Source organism: endosymbiont of Riftia pachyptila (vent Ph05) (assembly GCF_000224455.1).
In the GTDB taxonomy this organism is placed as follows: domain Bacteria; phylum Pseudomonadota; class Gammaproteobacteria; order Chromatiales; family Chromatiaceae; genus Endoriftia; species Endoriftia persephonae.
Window position 1 is genome coordinate 1 of record NZ_AFOC01000074.1, and the last position, 19,497, is coordinate 19,497.

At 57.2% G+C, this 19,497-nt stretch carries 15 protein-coding genes; 8 read left to right on the forward strand and 7 right to left on the reverse strand.

Going from position 1 to position 19,497, the window contains the following annotated elements:
- From RIFP1SYM_RS11620 to RIFP1SYM_RS11630, 3 genes are all read left to right on the forward strand, one after another.
- Positions 1 to 693: HD-GYP domain-containing protein (locus RIFP1SYM_RS11620; protein WP_005964784.1), on the forward strand; the 693-nt coding region annotated here is incomplete at its 5' end.
- Positions 694 to 709: 16 nt separating this feature from the next.
- On the forward strand, positions 710 to 2,686 hold the full coding sequence (locus RIFP1SYM_RS11625) for a response regulator (RefSeq protein WP_005964786.1): 1,977 nt from the start codon (positions 710 to 712) through the stop codon (positions 2,684 to 2,686).
- A gap of 215 nt (positions 2,687 to 2,901) precedes the next feature.
- Positions 2,902 to 3,774, forward strand: coding sequence for a class I SAM-dependent methyltransferase (locus RIFP1SYM_RS11630; protein ID WP_005964788.1), 873 nt, complete (start codon positions 2,902 to 2,904; stop codon positions 3,772 to 3,774).
- 48 nt (positions 3,775 to 3,822) lie between these two features.
- Here the strand turns inward: RIFP1SYM_RS11630 and RIFP1SYM_RS11635 are convergent, their stop codons facing one another.
- Both RIFP1SYM_RS11635 and RIFP1SYM_RS11640 read right to left on the reverse strand, forming a co-directional pair.
- Positions 3,823 to 5,034: a beta-ketoacyl-[acyl-carrier-protein] synthase family protein gene (locus RIFP1SYM_RS11635; protein ID WP_005964789.1), complete on the reverse strand. Its 1,212-nt coding sequence runs from the start codon at positions 5,032 to 5,034 to the stop codon at positions 3,823 to 3,825.
- A complete protein-coding gene (locus RIFP1SYM_RS11640; RefSeq protein ID WP_006475544.1) occupies positions 5,031 to 5,276 on the reverse strand; it encodes an acyl carrier protein in 246 nt (81 codons plus the stop codon). The genes RIFP1SYM_RS11635 and RIFP1SYM_RS11640 overlap by 4 nt, the downstream gene beginning before the upstream one ends.
- A 286-nt stretch (positions 5,277 to 5,562) precedes the next feature.
- Between RIFP1SYM_RS11640 and RIFP1SYM_RS11645 the strand changes: the two genes are divergently transcribed.
- Complete coding sequence (locus RIFP1SYM_RS11645; RefSeq protein WP_240991717.1) at positions 5,563 to 8,079, forward strand: hybrid sensor histidine kinase/response regulator; 2,517 nt, start codon at positions 5,563 to 5,565, stop codon at positions 8,077 to 8,079.
- On the opposite strand, the gene RIFP1SYM_RS11650 is transcribed toward RIFP1SYM_RS11645, so the two are convergent.
- Complete coding sequence (locus RIFP1SYM_RS11650) at positions 8,076 to 8,972, reverse strand: crotonase/enoyl-CoA hydratase family protein (RefSeq protein WP_005964794.1); 897 nt, start codon at positions 8,970 to 8,972, stop codon at positions 8,076 to 8,078. The two genes, RIFP1SYM_RS11645 and RIFP1SYM_RS11650, sit on opposite strands and share 4 nt — an antisense overlap.
- A 242-nt stretch (positions 8,973 to 9,214) precedes the next feature.
- Between RIFP1SYM_RS11650 and mobA the strand changes: the two genes are divergently transcribed.
- Entirely contained in the window at positions 9,215 to 9,826 is a 612-nt protein-coding gene (mobA, locus tag RIFP1SYM_RS11655; RefSeq protein WP_006475543.1) for a molybdenum cofactor guanylyltransferase MobA, read from the forward strand.
- Here mobA and hrpB read toward each other — a convergent pair.
- Genes hrpB through RIFP1SYM_RS11675 form a run of 4 tightly spaced genes read right to left on the reverse strand, consistent with a single transcriptional unit; the run spans position 9,823 to position 14,981 of the window.
- Positions 9,823 to 12,339 carry an ATP-dependent helicase HrpB gene (hrpB, locus tag RIFP1SYM_RS11660; RefSeq protein WP_005964803.1) on the reverse strand — a complete coding sequence of 839 codons (2,517 nt, stop codon included), beginning with the start codon at positions 12,337 to 12,339 and terminating at the stop codon, positions 9,823 to 9,825. The genes mobA and hrpB overlap by 4 nt on opposite strands.
- Positions 12,340 to 12,396: 57 nt before the next feature.
- On the reverse strand, positions 12,397 to 12,894 hold the full coding sequence (locus RIFP1SYM_RS11665; protein WP_005964805.1) for a hypothetical protein: 498 nt from the start codon (positions 12,892 to 12,894) through the stop codon (positions 12,397 to 12,399).
- Positions 12,895 to 12,936: 42 nt separating this feature from the next.
- Complete coding sequence (locus tag RIFP1SYM_RS11670) at positions 12,937 to 14,787, reverse strand: AAA family ATPase (RefSeq protein WP_005964807.1); 1,851 nt, start codon at positions 14,785 to 14,787, stop codon at positions 12,937 to 12,939.
- The gene (locus RIFP1SYM_RS11675) at positions 14,784 to 14,981 is read right to left on the reverse strand and encodes a hypothetical protein (protein ID WP_005964809.1); all 198 of its coding nucleotides are present in this window, start codon (positions 14,979 to 14,981) and stop codon (positions 14,784 to 14,786) included. The genes RIFP1SYM_RS11670 and RIFP1SYM_RS11675 overlap by 4 nt, the downstream gene beginning before the upstream one ends.
- A 367-nt stretch (positions 14,982 to 15,348) precedes the next feature.
- Between RIFP1SYM_RS11675 and RIFP1SYM_RS11680 the strand changes: the two genes are divergently transcribed.
- The 3 genes from RIFP1SYM_RS11680 to RIFP1SYM_RS11690 all read left to right on the forward strand — a co-directional run bounded on the left by RIFP1SYM_RS11680 (position 15,349) and on the right by RIFP1SYM_RS11690 (position 19,452).
- Positions 15,349 to 17,631, forward strand: coding sequence for an efflux RND transporter permease subunit (locus RIFP1SYM_RS11680; RefSeq protein WP_039960375.1), 2,283 nt, complete (start codon positions 15,349 to 15,351; stop codon positions 17,629 to 17,631).
- Entirely contained in the window at positions 17,628 to 18,410 is a 783-nt protein-coding gene (locus RIFP1SYM_RS11685) for an outer membrane lipoprotein-sorting protein (protein ID WP_005964814.1), read from the forward strand. The genes RIFP1SYM_RS11680 and RIFP1SYM_RS11685 overlap by 4 nt, the downstream gene beginning before the upstream one ends.
- Before the next feature lie 94 nt (positions 18,411 to 18,504).
- The gene (locus RIFP1SYM_RS11690) at positions 18,505 to 19,452 is read left to right on the forward strand and encodes a hypothetical protein (protein ID WP_005964816.1); all 948 of its coding nucleotides are present in this window, start codon (positions 18,505 to 18,507) and stop codon (positions 19,450 to 19,452) included.
- The last annotated feature ends 45 nt before the right edge of the window (positions 19,453 to 19,497 follow it).

The following is a 19,497-nucleotide window of genomic DNA, read 5'->3' on the forward strand; positions in this document are numbered from 1 at the left end:
ATGCGTCGCCAACAGCAGATCATCAAGGATCGCGCCTGCTGGCTGGAGAAGGAGGTGAAGGAGACAACCCGGGAGCTGGAGCGCAGAGAAAAAGAGACCATTTTTCGACTCGCCAAGGCAGGCGAGTTTCGTGATGAGGATACCGGCAATCACATCCTCAGAATATCCCGCTACAGTGCACTCATCGCCGAAGAGATCGGCCTCTCCCAGGAACAGCAAGAGCTGATCCGTCACTCCGCGCCGATGCACGATCTTGGCAAGATTGCCATCCCGGATCATATCCTGCTGAAGCCAGGAAAACTGACGCCAGAAGAGTGGGATGTAATGAAACGCCATTCCGAATATGGCCACAGCATTCTCAAAGATAGCCCGTCAAGCTATCTGCAAACCGGGGCAATCATCGCGCTTCACCACCACGAACGCTTCGATGGCAGCGGTTATCCGATGGGACTTCGTGGTTTCAGTATCCCTCTAGAGGCAAGAATTGTAGCGGTTGCAGACGTATTCGACGCACTTGTCTCGAAACGCCCTTACAAGCCCGCCTGGTCTAAATCTGAGGCGTTAGAATATCTGGCTCACGAAAGAGGCCGGCATTTCGATCCGGATTGTGCCGATGCCTTCCTGCGACGCTTAGGTGACATTAGCGATATCCTCAAAGACCTTCCCAAAGAACCAAAGGTAAACAGTAACTGACTACCAAGGACGCCTGATGGATAAACGGAGCCAATCACAACACAATGTCCTACCCGGGTTGAATCAATTCCCCGACCTGGAGATAGAGCATGCAGGTATTCGCCTGTTGATCTCTGTGCCACTTTTTGTGTGGTTTGCGGCTCAAAGTTATCTATTTTTTGACTTCAGTCTGACAAAAGTCCCCTTTCTCGTTGCTTGTGGTTATATCCTGATCTCAGCAGCGCTACTAGTCAGAATCATCAACTCACCGGTTCCATCCAAGCCGCGACGACTGTTTGGGATACTCGTCGACATCGCCTCAATCTCTCTGCTACTGCGTTTTTCCGGTGATCAGGGGCTTTTTCTCGTCGCGCTCTACCCTCTGTTCATTGCTAGCAATGGTTACCACTTCGGCACCTCCTATCTCTATTTCACACTGGCTACCACAATCCTTGGAGTCGCCGCTGCATTCATCAACATTCCGTTTGATGGCGCTCATCTTGCGCAGGGCATTGGGGTGATCCTTGCTTTTATCGGTTTCAGCACATTCTTCGCCTCGATCCTTAACAATTTAACGCCCTCGGCGCTCAACGAACTCGACACCTACGACGATCTAGATGATCGCACCTCAACCGGCACTCCGCTCACTGACCTGCCAGGAATGCAGGAGCGCGCGGCATCCAACGCAGAAGATGGACGCCCTGAATCCAACACCAATAACAGTGATGAAATACTGGCAACTCCGCAGGGCAAACAGCGGGTATTGGTGCTCTCCCATGACTCAACCCATGCCGAGCGCCTGGGTGAGTTTCTCGGCGAATGGAACCACGATTTCCGCATTGTACCCAACAGCATACGCGCTTTCGCCACCATCTTCGGCGCACTGGAAAATCCTGACGAGACCCCTTTCAGCGTAATGATCGTCGACCAACGCCATCTTGATGTGGACCCGATCCAGATCTCTACAGCGATCGACCAGGAACCCAGGCTTTTTGGACTAATTCTGATCTATATCGGCCCCCGTCAACCTGAAAGCTACCGGGAACGTCTCTCCGCCTCCGGCTACACCCATATCCTGGAGACACCACTGAACAAATCATTGCTGTTTGCAGCAATACGCTCGCAACACGGTATCAGCGACGAACGCACACAGATCACCAGCCTGCTGGGGCGACTGCACAAACAACAACAGCCCGTGCTGCCACCACAAGACATTCTCCTGGCTGAAAGCAACGCCAGTGACCGCAATCTGATGGAGCGCATCCTGAAACGCGCCGGTCATAAAGTTTATACAGTGGAGAATGGGGAACAGGCGCTCGATGCTCTCGAGAGCCACCACTTTGACCTGGCCATAGTCAATATGGCAATGCCCGTAATGAGCGGCATCCAGGTCATCAAACTCCACCACTTCACCCGCTCTGTCACCCGCTGGATGCCGTTCATCGTCATCAGTGAACAGAACACTCCAGATACTGTAAGAGAGTGTGAACAGGTCAGAGCTGACGCCTGTATGTTCAAGCCCATCGAGTCCCATGAATTTCTCAAAGTGCTCACTGAGACCATCCTTGCCGGAGAACCGGAGTCAGACAACTCAGCACTCATCGAGGAGCGGCCAGGTCAGGCCACAACCCGTTTTCACAATCCGGAGATCCTGGACACTCTGGTCCTCGACAACTTGGAAAATCTTGGCAATGCGCCCGATTTTATTGCCGATCTGGTAAACCGCTTTACCCTCGAAAGCAACCAGATTCTGGAGCAGATGGAGACGACCCTCAATACAGGCGACGCCCCCGCATTTCGCTACCATGCCCATCTGCTAGTTGATAGCGCAGGCCATTTAGGAGCCTTTGCGCTCTATGAGATGAGCCTCAGTGCCACACGAATCGACGACAAGAGTTTTGATGAAAAGGCCCCCGGACTACTGGAGCAGATGAAATCTGTTTATGCGCTCACCAGTACACGCTTTACAGAGTACCTCTCGGAGAGAGAGAATTCGGCTTCCCGGCGCTCCTGAACGGTGCGTACCAGCTAAATCCAACTCACACGGAAGGCTTCCACATCGACACTCCGATACACCCTTATGGATCAGAGGAGCTTGCTACCCTCGAGTCCCGCCTCACCCGCTTCTTCTCTCGAGAATATGCTCAACAGCCGACATCCCCCGATGCACTTGAGCCGTTCATTCAGTGCGCCAGTGAAGGCCCCACCTGGGAGGTCACCGAGCAACTGATGGAGCAGCACTACAACGAATCAGAGACCCTCTTCAGCAATTTCCTGGACCGGAAATATCTCGCCTATTCCATGGCCTATTTCGATGAGACGGGTGACGCAGCACAGGCAAGCCAGTTATCTCTGGAGGAGGCCCAGACGCAGAAATTTAAGCGGATCTGTGAGCGATGTAATATCCAGGGCGACGAGCGAGTCCTCAACATCGGCTGCGGCTTTGGTTCTTTTGAACACTACCTGCTGGAGCGATTTCCAAAGCTCAACATTACATCAGTGACGGCGAGCCGAACCCAAGCCGACTATATCCGACGGCAGGCCGGCAATCCCGATCATCCCTTTGCTGCGGCAGGGCTCAAGCTGATCAATGCGGAACTCGATCAGCTCTCCGATGAAGAGCTGGGCATCGCTGAGTACGACCTCGTTACTTCGATCGGTGTGCTGGAGCATGCTAAAAATCTGCAGCAACTGTTTGCCCGCATCACCCGCTTCCTAAAACCCGGCGGTGCAAGCTTCCACCATCTGATCGTATCAAAGCAACCAATCACACGTTTTCTCTCATCCAGCAACACCCTGATTGATAAATATTTTCCAGGAGGGCGTATCTGGCCCTATCAGGTCCTGGCCCAGCAGACAGAACATCTAAACTTGGAAAACCATTGGTTCATCAATGGCATGAACTACTGGCATACCCTCGACGAGTGGCACCGCCGCTTCTGGGAACATATCGATGTGTTACAGCAGGATGGGTTCGATGCGGAAGCGATCCGCTACTGGAACGACTATTTTTCTCTGAGCAAGGCCTGTTTCGCCCCGATGAATGGCGAAATATTCGGCAACGGTCAGTTTCTCTATCGCAAGCCGGATGCGCCAGACTGATCCGAGAAAAAGAGATCAGGGCCGCATCCTACAGTTCCAGACAAGGCTTTAATCCTGAAACCGGCGAACTGCCAATACAGCATTCAATCCACCAAAGGCAAAGGAGTTAGATAGGGCCAAGTCGAACTCCATCGGCTCAGCAGCATTCACCACATAGTCGAGGTCACACCCCTCTCCTGGCCGGGTAAAATTGATCGTTGGAGGTACAAACCCCTGCTGCATAGCCAGCACTGTCGAGACCAGCTCAATCCCTCCGGCAGCACCCAGCGCATGGCCATGCATCGACTTGGTCGAACTGACTTTGAGCTTCTCTGCATGCGCGCCAAACACCTTGCGAATTGCCGCAGTTTCACTCACATCATTGGCCTTGGTCGCGGTGCCATGGGCGTTGATATAGTCCACCTGATCGGCAGAAACTCCAGCATCCTGTAAACACAGCCGCATTGCCCGTACTGCCCCGTCCACAGAAGGATCAGTGATATGGGAGGCATCGGAGCTCATCCCGATACCAGCAAGCTCTGCATGTACCTGTGCCCCCCGGGCCAGCGCATGGGATTCAGACTCCAGCACCAACATGCCGGCCCCCTCTCCAAGCACCAGTCCTGAACGATCTTCAGAAAATGGACGGCAGGTATCCCGGGAAAGCACGCGCAGGGCCTCCCACGCTTTCAGCAGACCGAAGGTAAAGGGGGCGTCGGTTCCACCAGCAATCACCACATCGGCCATCCCTGAGCGGATCATCATCACCCCCTGGGCGATGGCATGGGCTGAAGAAGAGCAGGCACTGGTCACGGAAAAGACTGGACCACGGATACCAAACTGCATGCTCACCTGGCTGGCCGCAGCGCTCGGCATCCCTTTGGGAATGGTAATCGGATGGGCCCGTAACTTACCCTCCTTGTAGAGTCTGCAGTATGTCTCCTCATCGGTCTCCTTGCCGCCGCAACCGGTACCGATGATTGCCGCCATCCTCTCAAACGCCTCCGGGGGCAGTTTTGAATCGAGCAGTGCCTCAGCAGCCGCCTTGACGGCAAATTTGGAAAATCTGTCCAGATGCGAATAATTCAGGTCACTGTCAGGATCGGCAAAGACTGTATCATCTACCTCCGCACCGATCTGCACCTTAAGATCTGCAGTGTCAATACGTCTCAGCCTGTGAATGCCGCTGGCGCCACTGCGCAAACTGGCACTCACAGATCCAATATCGTTTCCCAGCGGGGAGACCACTCCCAGGCCGGTTATGAGAACCCGCCTCATCAACCTACCGTATCTTTGGACAGCAACCGACTAACACCTTCTACAATATCCTTAACGCGATCCAGACGCTCGAGCGCATCATTAGGCACCTCGACATCGAAGGCCTCTTCAACTTCGTAGACGATTGTAATCGCGTCCAGAGAGGAGACACCAAGATCCTGCAGTTTTGAATCCAGCGAAATCGCATCCAGACTCAGCTGTTTCTGTTTTGCGATGGCTTCGATAACAACGGACTCGATTGACATGAGGCTGAACACCTTTTGTTATTTGTTGACCCGACCTTTCCCAGACTCACAATGTCTGACGGAGAGGGATTATAGGCAAGAACCTGTGAACCAGAAAGCAAAACTCGCCCCCCTTCTCACAATGGAGTCAGAATTTCAGCTATCATGACGCGGCAGTTTTTTGTCTTTTTCGCCCAAGGTGCCGAAAATCCAGCGATCGGGGTGGAAAGACCGGCTCCAGAGGGGACCTATCTGCATGTTTAGATATCAAACCAGATGACATCAAGCGATGCGCCAACAAGGAAAAATGCCTGATGATTTGGAAAAGTCGCTCATCTCCGAGCGCGAACAGGCGCTTGTCAGAATTGTACTCTCTGCCGCCGTTCTCTTCTATCTGCTGCTGACTTCTCCGTCTGATCTCTCCGTTGGCGATCCAGGTGCACTTACCATCCAGCTGGTTGCCGGGTTTCTCGTCTTCTCCTCGCTGATCTACCTGTCGATCAGGGTCTCCTCCCGGATCTCCCAGCCCAGACGCATTATCGGTATCATCAGTGATATCTGGGGTTTCAGCCTGGTCTCATCTTTCACCGGCAACCTGCTGGCCCCATGGGTATGGGTTTATCTCTGGGTTACTTTCGGCAACGCCTTCCGCTATGGCGAGCGCTATCTCTACCTGTCAGTTGTCCTTTCGGTTACCGGCTTCGGCTATGTCCTAGCAAACAACACATTCTGGCTTGAACACCCCCTCTTTGGTGTCGGACTGCTGCTCTCGTTTTTCATTCTCCCAGGATACGCCACTGTATTCATCCGCCGCTTCAAACAGGAACAGAAAAGGGCCGAGGACGCCAATCGCGCAAAGAGTGATTTCCTCGCCCGCATGAGCCATGAGATAAGGACACCTCTCAACGGCATCATCGGTACCGGCGAGCTGCTGCGCACCTGCGATCTGGATAGCGCCGCCAAAGAGTATGTTGAAACCATTCAGACATCCGGCGAGACCCTACTCCATCTGATTGAGGACATCCTCGACATATCCAAGATCGAGGCCGGCAAACTAACCATCGAGCGTACGCCCTTCGATCTCTATGCCCTGATCCACGGCACCCTACGCATGCTCAAGTCCCATGCCACGCAGAAATCCCTACGGCTGAACAGCCAGATCGGTCTGGATACTCCCTACAAACTGATCGGCGATCCACACCACTTGCGACAGATACTAATCAACCTGCTTGGCAATGCCATCAAATTCACTCCCAAAGGAAGTATCGAATTACACTGCAATCTGCTGCGCAGCCAGCAGGGACGGGCACTGATTCGTTTTGAAGTCATCGACAGCGGCATCGGTATCCCGAAGGAGAAACAGGACGCCATCTTCCAAAAATTTAGTCAGGCGGACGAAAGCACTACGCGACGCTTCGGCGGCACCGGCCTTGGAACCTCAATCGCCAAACAGTTGGTTGAGTTGATGGGGGGGCGAATCGGGGTGCAAAGCACCCCTGGGCTCGGCTCTGTTTTCTGGTTTGACATCGAGTTCAAAGAGGATTCCCAAAGCATAATCGAGGTGCAGGATAAGAGCCTCGCAAGCTGCAACGTCCTGCGCATGTGCCCGCATCAAGCCACTCACACTGAAGTTGCCCAGTATCTCGACGAATGGTCCATCGCTTATCAGGATGTCTACACCACTTCGGAACTAATCCAGCATCTGAGTGACAGTTTTGAGAAGAATGAAACGTTTGAGGTACTGATCATTGATCAGGTAAGCATCACCCGACATGTACGGATCGTACTCGAATCATTGCGCGAAAAGTTTGCCCTGTCCGCGCTCACCATTCTTGTGATCTACCCCCCCAATGCACCACTCAATCCACTCGGCGACAAGGACAACCAGATCTACACCCTGGGCTCGCCCCTCGACAAGGCGCTCCTGTTTAACGCCCTGCACGCCTCACAAACCGAGCAGTATGGCAGTGAAGATGTCATTCATCTGGCCAATCAGGTCTCAAACGAAAACGCGCTCAATCCGCGTGTCCGCATACTGGTCGGAGAGGACAAAGCGACCAATCGCATGGTGATAGGGCGCATGCTGGAGAACGCCGGACACGATTGCGAGCTGGTCACCAATGGCGCGAAAGTGCTCGAGGCCCTCGAAAAAGAGTCATTTGATGTTGTTATCCTCGATATGAACATGCCCGTCCTGAGTGGGCTTGAAGCCTTCAAGCTCTACCGTTTTGCCCATGCTTCTGCAAACGAACCCCCATTCATCATGCTTACCGCCGATGCAACTCCCGAGGCCCGAGAGAAGTGCAGTGAGGCTGGGATCAGATTCTTCCTCACCAAACCCATCTCATCAGCCAAACTCCTCAATACCATACGCAGCGCCACCACTATACAAAGCAATGAGCAGCGCAGCACCGACATGTTGACACGAGTTGATAAAAAAAACATAGGCAGCCATACACCGCTGGTCGATCAGCAGATCCTGCAGGAGCTCATCGCGCTGAATACCGATGGCAGCTTTCTGCAACGACTGCTCGACAACTTCAAACGCGACGGTGCGGAGATCATTCAGCTCATGCACGGAGCCCTGACCAACAACGATATCGAGCTCTACCGTGATCAGGCCCATGCATTAAAAGGTAGCGCCGCCAACCTCGGCCTGATCAAACTGATGACAACAGCAAGCCGGGCCAACAAGATCGAAGCCAACGCCTTCGAGCACTGGGGCACAAACTACCTCGCTGATATCGAAGCGAACTTCCAGGAAGCCCTCTCCGCACTGCAGAAGCAGATCGAAAAACAGGCCCGCAAAAGCAACACCCCTTAACCCGCCACCTGCTGGGTTGTCTCCTCCTCGGCATTCCAGCGACGCTCCTGAGCATTCACCAGATAGCTCATCAGGCGCAGGTTTTTATCAGTCAGATCCAGTGCAGCATCAACCCACAGGGTAGTGATGTTCATCAACTCCTGGTAGGTCACCGGATTGATCTGGTCCATCACCTTGTCGAGGCAGACAAAGCCATTCTCCCGGGTCTGCTGATGGCGGATATAGTTGATCACTGCCTGACGCCCCTCACCCGCCGGGGCCAACACATCCACCACCCCCATTTCATAGAGTTCGGCAGCCGAATAGACCTTGCCGGAGGCAACAATCCGCTTCGCCAAGGCTGGTGCCAGTTTACGGGAGAGAAAACTGAGCGCCCCCATTCCCGGAAACATGCCGAACACCGTCTCGGGGAATCCAAAAGTGGCTCCCTCCTCAGCCACCAACACATTGCTTGAGAGGGCTGCTTCAAAGCCACCGCCCAGCGCCTCCCCCTGAACCAGCGTGATGGTGGTAAAGGGGATGCCGTAGCCCTGCGAAGAGGGGAAGAGGATATCGATGCAGGAGGTTGCGTAGTCGAGCAGTCCCTGACGATCTCTGCGCTTGATCAGATCGATAAAATGAGCCAGATCGCCGCCGAGATTGAACACCCCTGGCAGTGAAGAGGTTAGCACCTGATAGCGCATCCGGTTTTCGTCACCGTTTTTATATCCCTGCTCAGCCAGCTCTTTGACCTCTCGCTGTACCTGATCCACATCGTGCAAAAGGGCACGGGTCATGCAGGGACGGCCAGGATATTTCAGATTGACCCAGACCGCCTTATACTCCCAGTCGTAATCGACATTGACATGATCGAAGGTGGTGTTGAAACGACGTACCGGTACAACATTGCTCATTGTGATCTCTCCTTTTTGGTCTCTATATGGCAGTCTGCTGCCGTTTGTTAAAAATTTACCTTTGCCAAAGCACCTACGAATAGTAGGTCAACCGATGCTAGATTCATTACCCCACTATGGCGGCGGAATAAAACAATTATTTATACGCGAACTCGAATCAAAATGGATTTCTGGAACATGTATCATCTATTCACACAAACCCAGTACCATCACGCCAGCGCCGCATAGCCAAATTAAAAAAAATGGGTAACACTTACGCCATCACAGCCGTTATTCTCGCCGGCGGCCAGGCAAGCCGCATGGGCGGCAATGACAAAGGCCTGCAAATGATGCATGGCCAACGCCTGATCGACCACGTCATCGAAGCTATCGAGCAGCAGGCCGATCACCTGATCATCAGCGCCAACCGCAATCTAGAGCACTACCGCGCGCTCGGCTTCCCGGTCTTCCCCGACTCAATCCAGGACTATGCAGGGCCACTTGCTGGCATGCTGGCCGCCTTCGATGCCTGTGACAGCGAAATGATCCTGACTGTCCCCTGCGACACTCCCCTGCTGCCCCGGGATCTTGCCACGCGCCTGCTACAATGCCTCGAGGCGCAAACTGCCGATCTTTGTTGCCCGCATGATGGCGAGCGTCTGCACCCGGTCATCTCACTGATCAGGCGCAGAGTCCAGCCGGCCATGGCCGACTACTTCAATCAGGGCGGACGTGCCGTCTACCGCTGGTTCAAAACCCAGAAGCTGGCTCAGGCCGACTTCTCCGACTGCCCTAAGCGTTTCACCAACGTCAACACCCATGCGCAACTGCGCCAGCTGGAGCAGCAACTCAGCCGTCAGAACCCTGGCGATTAGCGACTACGCCGCGGTTTCGCACGCGCTGTTGCTGCTGCCGACCAGGGATCATCGGGCCAGTAGTGTTTCGGGTAGCGTCCCTTCAACTCCTTCTTGACCTCGGCATAGGTACGTTCCCAGAAGCCCCGCAGATCCTGGGTTACCTGAATCGGACGCTGCGCGGGCGAGAGCAGATGCAGCATCAGCTGAACCCGCCCACCACAGAGTGACGGCGTTTCACCCAGCCCAAACATCTCCTGCAGACGCACCGCCAACACCGGCGCCTTTCCCACCTCGTAGTACAGCGGAATACGCGAACCACTCGGCACCTGGAGGTGGGTTGGTGCCAACCGATCGAGTTCCCTCTGCTGATCCCAACTGAGCAGGCTCAACAGGGCCCCGTGCAGATCGATCTTTTGCAGCTGAGAACGCCGTGAGATCCCATCCAGCCAGGGCGCCAGCCAGACTTCAAGGGTCGCAACAAGCCGGGCTTCCGAGAGGTCGGGCCACTCTTGATTCGGCGCAGCAGCACGCAGGCAGTCGACCCTGGCCAGCCACTGCCGCAACTTGTCATTCCAGGGTAACGCAGCCAATCCCAGCTGACGGATCCCCTCCAGCATCGCGCGGCGCACCGCCTCGGCATCGGGCCGTTCCAGCACCCGCATAGAGAGCACCAGCGCCCCCAGACACTCCTCCTCTGTGCAGACAACCGCCTGCTGCGCGGCATCCCACTCGATCCGTTCCCGCAGCTCCAGCTCAACACCGGGAAGGGCGCGGATCTTCGCCTCAGCAATCTCCGCGGCCAGCATCACCCGCCCCTCGGTTCGACCAGCATCGAGCTGTGCCGCCACAATAAACGGGGCAGCGGCCAGCGGATCATTCTCACTCAGCAGCGCGCCACGCCCAGATGTCAGCCGGAAGCGCCCATGAGCGGTGCGTTGCGCAATCCGGTCAGGATAGGCCATCGCCAGCAGTGCGGCAGTGCCGCTCACCCCGGCGCTCTGCATGCCGCGCCACTCACCCAACAACCGCTGCCAATGGCGGCTGCTCCGGTCGACCCGACTGCTGGCCGCCACGTCCAGCTCTGCCCCTTTCCGATGCCGTCGACGCCACTGTTCGAGCAGTGCCAGACGCAGATCCACATCCACCTGGCGCGCCCCGGCCCCGGTACGCAGCAGATCCCGCTCGCTCAACAACGCCGCCAGATCACAGGCAAGACTGCGATCCGCCGGCGAACCCGCACAGAGCACCATATGGGCGAGGCGCGGGTGCAATGGCAGGGCTGCCATCTGCTTGCCGATCGCAGTCAGACGACCTTGCCGGTCCAGCACCCCTAGCCGGATCAGCAGATCGCGGGCCTGAGCATAAGCCGCAGCCGGAGGCGGATCGAGCCAGCGCAGATCGTCTGGGGCCTGTATGCCCCACTGCGCCAGCTCCATTGCCAGCGGTGCCAGATCAGCCTCGCGGATCTCTGCCAGATGCTGCGCCGGCAGGCTGGCGTGGCGTGACTCGCTCCACAGCCGATAGCAGCGCCCCGGCCCAAGCCGCCCTGCCCGCCCGGCACGCTGATCCGCCGCCGCGCGGGAGACCGGCAGGGTCTCCAGCCGGGTCAGACCCAGCCCTGGCAGGAACCGCGGCCGCCGCGAGTAACCACTGTCGAGCACCGCGCTGACCCCCTCGATGGTGAGTGAGGTCTCGGCAATGGAGGTAGCCAGCACAACCCGCTGACGTCCCCCTGGATCCGGCTGGATCGCCCGATCCTGGGCGGCGCGATCGAGATCACCATAGAGGGGACAGAGCATCACCTCAGAGTCACTTCCCAAGCGCTGCTGCAGTAGCAAAAGGGTCCGGCGAATCTCACCGATACCAGGCAGAAACAGCAGCAGGTCTCCCGACTCCTGCGGCAACAGCTGCAGCACTGCGGCGGCAACCGCCTCCGCAATGCGACGGCCACGGGGAGGATCGCCAAGATAGTGGAGCTCTACCGGGTAGCAGGTTCCTTCGCCGACCACCAGCGGCGCGCCCTCGAGTAGTTCCGAGACCGCCGTCGCATCGAGGGTGGCCGACATCACCAGCAGCCGCAGTTCTTCCCGTAGCGCCCCTTGCACATCCAGCGCCAGCGCCAGAGAGAGATCCGCATGCAGGCTGCGTTCATGGAATTCATCGAAGATCAGCAGTCCGATCCCCGACAGCTCGGGGTCACGCTGCAGCAGGCGGGTCAGCACCCCTTCGGTGACCACCTCGATGCGAGTTCGGCGCGATACCTTGGTATCGAGGTGGATGCGGTATCCGACCGTCTCACCGACTCGCTCCCCCAGCAGATCCGCCATCCGCGCGGCGGCAGCCCGGGCGGCCAGACGGCGGGGTTCGAGCAACAGGATCTTCTGCCCCGCCAGCCAGGGCTCGTCGAGCAGGCGCAGCGGCACCAGGGTAGTCTTGCCGGAACCGGGTGGAGCGGAGAGGACTGCGCGACTGCCATCGGCGAGGCAGCACTGCAGAGCATCGATCACGCTTTCTATGGGGAGTTCAGACATCAGGCGAATGCTCGCAGCCGTCAGTGCTCTGCGGGCAGCAAAACCACCTACCGTTCATCAAGCGGGGAGCTTGGCAACCCCGATGTGTGCCTCGGGGTGATGGTTGAGTATCAGCTCCCTGATCTTGTCGACACGTTGCCTGGGGATATCCACCATCAACAGGATCTCTCCTGCTTCGATGGCCCGCTGAAAGGCATCCAGATCGTGATTGTGTTCGTGACTGGAGAGCAGCGCCGAAACCACTGCGCCAAAACCGGCGCCAGCCGCCGCCCCTACCAGCAGGGCACCGCCACCCAACACCAGTCCAGCCGGCGGAAAACTCACCGCCAACAGACCGCCGAGCATGCCGGCGACTCCGCCCAATCCGGCACCCCACTCCAGACCGTGAGCCAGCTCGGTCTTCTGCAGCACTCCAGCCTCCGGTAGCCCATCAAGGGACTGATCGAGACTGGCGATGGCATGCAGATGATGCTCTGGCACCCCCTCATCTTCGAGTTCCGCAACCACTTGGCGGCAGGACTCCAGGTTCGGCATCAGAAAGAAGAGTCGGCGCACTGTTGCTCCTCTAGTTGCTCCAGCGATGGGGACGAACGCAACTCATTCGGCCGCAGCCGGGATAGTCTGAAACTCCCTGTCGCACTCGATGTGCAGGTCAAAATGCACATCCTTTGGAAACTCCTGACCGATGATCCAGATTTGGGTCAGGTCGTTGCTCACCGTCGGCAGCACCGTCATCGCACTGCGGGTACGGCGCTGATCGAAGAAGGCGAAGGGCTCGTCGAGGAACAGGAACTGCTCCGCGCCCACCGCCCGCTCGACCAACTCCTGGGAGAGCGCCAACCGCACCGCCAGCATAATCTGCCGCTGGGTGCCACTGGAGATCTCATCCAGGTCCATGAAGTCGGCCTTCTCGCTGGAGAAAGCACGCACCGTCAGATCATCGTCGATCTTGAGGTGTTCGTAGCGGTTTTCAGTGAACAGTGGCAGGCTCTTGCCCACCAGCTGGCGAAGCTTGAGATTGAAATGATAGGAGACCTCGCGAATCGCGCCGGAGAGCAGCCCATTGGCCAACTCGCAAAGGTCCATATTGCGCTGATTATCCTCGACCTTTACCTGCAGACTCTCGCGGATCGACTCCAGCCCATCAGCCTTGTCGAGACGCTCCTGCTCAGCGGCGATATCTGTATCGAGCCGCTGAATATCGAGCTGGGCCAGCTCGATCTCGCTGCGTAGCTGGGCCTGCTCTACAGCAACCCCGTCGCGCGCCTCGGCGATATCCGCCTCGAATCCACGCACCCGCCGAGCAAGAGACTCTCTATCCCCCGGCTCAATCGCTGGGATAGCGGGATCCCCTTCTTCATGCGCGTCCGTCAGTCTGCTCAAAAGGGGCAAATCATCGAGCCCGTGCAGCTTATCGGAGAGTACCTCCGCCGCCTGTTGCAGTGACTGGATGCGTCTGTTCAGACTGCTGCGACGCACCCAAAAGAGCAGAAACAGCAGCGCAAAACCGGCGCCGACGTAGTGGGCATAGGCCATCATCCCGGTATCGTGCAGCGGACTGTTACTGGCGATCAACTCAGCAATCTGTTGTGAGATTGCCAGTTCAGGCTGCTGCACCAGCAGCCACCAGAGGCCTCCGGCGAGTAGCGCTGCGAGCAGCGACAATAGACGCAGAAAACCGGCCCGACCACGACTGCCGATGGCCTTTTGTCGTTGGGTATAGGCCTCCTGGTACTCGATGGATGCCTGGTCGAGGGATTCAAGTGCCTGGTTGCGCTGCTCCACCTGTTGCAGCAGTTCGCTGCGATGCAGTTCCAGGCCGGGGAGGACAGCACGGTCAAGCCCGACTTCGTCGATCTGCTCCTGAAGCTGTGCTATCTCCTCGCCGGTCTCTTTGACCAGCACCGCCCCCTGCTCGAGGTCACTGTTGAAGCTTTCGACACAATATTCCAGGGTCACCAGGCCGGCCATGGTCTTGAGCGCGTGGCTGTGTGGGTGAGGCGTGGTGATCTCGCGCTGGGCAAGATAGAAGGATTCGATGAACTCGTCGTATTCGTAGCCGATCAGTCCGTAGAGTCGGTCGGCAACCGCCTCCATTCCCAGCGCCAGCGGTTCTTCATCGTCGCCCGCCTCGGCCCGCTTCAACCGCGCGCTGTGGTTGCCCTTGTCATCGAGAAAACGCGAGATGCGGTAGCGCACGCCATCTTTTACGCTAAACTCCAGTTCTGCCGAACAGTGCGTCTGCCCCCAGCGGATGACCTTGCCGAGATCGTCGCTTTCGAGGGAGAAGGTGCGTCCGAACAGGGCGAAACAGACTGTCTCACCGATCGTGCTCTTACCCGATTCGTTGGACCCGGTGATCGCGATCAGACCGTTGGCCGGCAGGTCCTTCAGCTCAAGGCTGGCATATTTGAGTACGTTTCTGGCGGAGATAGCGTGGATGATCATGTCCAGCCCTCCTCTTCCAGCACCTTAAGTTTGCGCAGCACCAGATCCATCGCCTGGTTGAAACTCTCTTCATCAAACTCCTTGCCGGAGTTGATGCGGCGCTCTCGCTCCGCTTCACAGTAGGCCAAAAACTCCTTGGTGGAGTTGCCATGATCACCGCGCTCGAGCGCGTCCATCTGATCGGGCAAGGACATGCATTTCTCCGCTGGGCTAAAAATGATGCGTCAGTATAGGGTCTAATGTGATGCAGGTCACCATTCCGAAAGTTATAGAGATCAGCAATCGCTGGCGGAGACAATCCCCTAACAGCGACAAGGGTGAGAACCTCTCGTTTCTTTGTAGGATTTTTCCTCATCCTGCTGCATCTTTAGGAAGATTGGTTTAGTCTGCGTGGCGTTGATTCCTCCGGCGCCAGTCCGGACACAGGCACAACAACAGGGGTGGCAAACCCTATGGCCGACAGGCCGGCGCCTGCGGTGGTCCGGACGCAATCACGCAGAGATGCGGTGTTACAGCGCGAAGCGTCCGCCACTCAACCAAGAACAAGGAATAAACAACAGCATGTACGAACGACTCTTTCAGTGGGTTCTGACAAACAAATATCTGGTGGTCCTGCTCACCCTGCTGTCTCTCCTGCTGCTCGGTGCGGGGGTTCGACAGCTTGAGTTCAGCAACGACTACCGGATGTTTTTCAGCGAGGATAATCCGCAGCTGCAGGCCTTCGAGAAGCTGCAGAACACCTACGCAAAAAATGACAACGTACTGTTTGTAGTCACCCCGACAGATGGCCGGGTCTTCTCCCGTGAGACCCTGGCGGCGGTGCAGGAACTGACCACCCAGGCCTGGCAGATCCCCTACTCGCTGCGGGTCGATTCGATCACCAACTTTCAACATACCTTTGCCGAGGGCGACGACCTGGTGGTGGAGGATCTGGTGCTCGATGCAGCAAACCTCTCCGATGCAGCGCTCGAGCAGAAGCGTCAGATTGCAGTCAGCGATCCGCTGCTGGTAAACCGGCTGATCTCCCCCAGCGCCCATGTCACCGGCGTCAACGTCACCATCCAGCTGCCCGGCAAGAAGCTCTCAGAGGTGCCGGAGGTGGCGCAGGCGGCTGAGGTGCTGAAGCAGGAGATCGAGGCAAAATTTCCCGACATCCGCATCGATCTCACCGGCATGGTGATCATGAACAACGCCTTTCCAACCGCCTCGAAAAACGATGTCAAACAACTCTATCCGCTGATGTTTGGGGTGGTCATTATCACCCTGGTGCTGATGCTCCATTCCGTACCGGGCACCCTCTCGACCCTGCTAGTGATCCTCTTTACCATCATCGGTACCATGGGGCTGACCGGCTGGATCGGCATCCGCATGTCGCCTCCCACCACCGCAGTGCCGGTGGTCATCATGACCCTGGCAATCGCCGACTGCGTGCATATCCTGGTCAATTTCTTGCACGGCATGCGCGAGGGGATGGAGAAACGCGCCGCGCTACTGGAGAGCCTGCGCATCAACCTCGGACCGATATTTCTCACCTCGCTGACCACCGCCATCGGCTTCATGAGCCTCAATTTCAGCGATGCGCCGCCGTTCCGCGACCTCGGCAACATGGCGGCAATGGGCGTGACACTCGCCTTTCTGCTCTCGATTACACTGCTGCCGGCGATGGTGATGATCCTGCCAACCCGGGCAGTTCGTCAGGAGACCCGCGGTGGGGTTGCGATGCTGAAATTGGCGGAGTTCGTCATCCGCCACAAGCAGATGCTGCTGTGGCTGATGGGTGGCCTGGTCCTGCTGCTGATCTCGCAGATCCCCAACAACCGGCTCGATGACCGCTTTGTACGCTACTTCGACGAATCGATCGAGTTCCGCGCCGCCACCGACTACACTGTTGAAAACCTCACCGGCATCTACCTGATCGAGTACTCCCTCGACTCGGGGGAGAACGGCGGCGTCAGCGACCCAACTTTTCTGCGCCGGGTGGAGGCCTTCGCCGACTGGTATCGCGCCCAGCCCGAGGTGCTGCACGTCAACACCATCACCGACATCATGAAGCGCCTCAACCGCAACATGCACGGGGATGACGACAGCTGGTACCGGTTGCCCGAGCAGCGCGATCTCTCCGCCCAGTATCTACTGCTGTACGAGTTCTCACTGCCGTTCGGCCTCGACCTGAACAACCAAATCAACGTCAAAAAATCGGCCACCCGCTTCAGCGTCACCCTGCAGAGCATCTCCACCCAGGAGTTGCTGGATCTAGAGGCACGGGCCCAGCAGTGGTTGACAGAAAACGCCCCCGAGATGCAGAGCGACGGCGCCAGTCCCACCATGATGTTTGCCCACATCGGCAACCGCAACATCAAGGCGATGCTAAAGGGCACCACCGTCGCCCTGGTGCTGATCTCTGCGATCCTGATCATCGCGCTACGCTCGCTGCGCATTGGCGTCCTCAGCCTGCTGCCCAACCTGGTGCCGATCGGCATGGCCTTCGGCCTCTGGGGGATGATGGTGGGCGAAGTGGGGCTGGCGCTGTCGGTGGTCAGCGGCATGACCCTCGGTATAGTGGTCGACGACACGGTGCACTTTCTCAGCAAGTTTCTGCGCGCCCGCCGCGAGAAGGGCATGAACAGCGAGGATGCAGTGCGCCATGCCTTCGCCACCGTCGGCACCGCCCTGTGGGTGACCTCGCTGGTGCTGATGATCGGCTTCTCCATCCTCGCCCTCTCCCACTTCAAGCTGAACTCCGGCATGGGGCTGCTGACCGCGATCACCATCGGCCTCGCCCTGCTCGCCGATTTTTTCTTTCTCCCCCCTTTATTGATGCTATTTGGAGGTAAAAAACCATGAAGCGCTCGATACTCCTGCTGCTACCACTACTGGTGATACCGCTAAGCGGTTTTGCCCTGACCCCGGAGCAGCAGGGCCTGGAGATCGCCACTGAGGTCGATCGACGGGATACCGGCTTTCACGACTTCCGCGCCGACATGACGATGCTACTGCGCAACCGTCACGGCGAGGAGAGTCTGCGCCACATGAGCACCAAAGTGCTGGAGGTGGATGGCGATGGCGACAAGACTCTGATCATCTTCGACCGCCCGCGGGACGTCAAAGGCACTGCCCTACTCACCTACTCCCACAAAACCGGTCAGGATGACCAATGGCTCTACCTGCCAGCGCTGAAGCGGGTCAAACGGATCAACTCGCGCAACAAGTCCGGCCCCTTCATGGGTAGCGAGTTTGCCTATGAAGACCTTGCCTCTCAGGAGGTGGAAAAGTACAGCTACAAGTTCCTGCGGGAGGAGCGGCTCGGGGATATCGACACCCTGGTCAACGAGCGTGATCCGGTGGATCCCAACTCTGGCTATACCCGTCAGGAGGTGTGGATCGACAAGGCACGCATGATCCCGCTCAAGATCGACTTCTACGACCGTAAAAACAGCCGGCTAAAGACCTTAGAGTTCCGTGGTTATCAACAGTATCTGGGACAGTTTTGGCGCGCCGACGAGATGTTCATGCAGAACCACCAGACCGGTAAGAGCACCTTGCTGACCTGGCAGAAGTACCAGTTCCGCAGCGGCCTGAAGCCAAGTGACTTCGGTAAAAACAGCCTCAAGCGAGCGCGTTGAGGTTCACATTTTTACCACTTGTGTTTGATGCAATTCACAAAACCACCATAAAATTCCCCCAGATTTTAGCTCCATTCGTCCCAAGGACAGAGCGATGAATAAGATTTTTACCCTGATCACCAGCGCTCTTTTTATCAGCATGCTGGCAGGCTGTGGCGGAGGCGGCTCCACCACAACCGATATTGCCTATGCCGGGAACGAGAGTCAGGCAACCCTGGACACCTACAACGCCAAACCCATCGTCGAAGGCACCGTTGGCAACGCCCAAATAGGCGCAGGCACCGGCACTGGCTTTGCTTCTCGCCAAGGCGACAGCGCTCCGCTCAACCTGAGCGTCAGCCGCAGCCTGCTGAGGGGCCTGGAAGCAGCCAGACAGCAGCAGGTGATGCGCAGCGAACGTCAGGCCCGCTCCGACGCGGCTACCGTTTTTTGTAAGAACGAAGAAGGCACAGATGAAGGCTCGATCAACTACAACCTCATTATCGACGACAGCACCAACGCGGTCTCGGGTGACTTCAACTTCATAGCCTGCAACCAGGACGGCATCGTCATCGATGGGCTACTCTCAATCACCGGCACGGTCGATTTTTCTGGTAACTTCCAGCAGGTGGCGATGACCTTCAGCAGCCTGGCCACTAGTATCGGCAGCACCAGCGTCACCCTCAATGGCACTCTCGAAGCCAGCTACTCCGGCAACCAGATCACCATCGTCATGAATGTAGCGATGCTCAACGATGGCACCGGGCAGGTCGAAAAGGTCGAGAACTACCTCATCACCTACACCAACAACTACTCCTACGCCAGCCTGACTATCTCCGGCCGTTACTACCATCCGGACTACGGTTTTGTGGAGATCACTACCCTCAGCCCCATCCTGATCAACAACGGTGACGAATACCCCTCCTCAGGCATTATCCAGCTGGGCGGCGCCTTGGGCACCATGGCCCGCGTCACCATCATCAGCAACACCCAATATTTCCTGGAAGTGGACACTGATGGTGACGGCGCACTGGAAGTGCCGGGCAGCACCGAGAACTGGTAAGCGCCAGCAGGCTCCTTAACACCGGCCCCGGCAACAAAAAAAGCC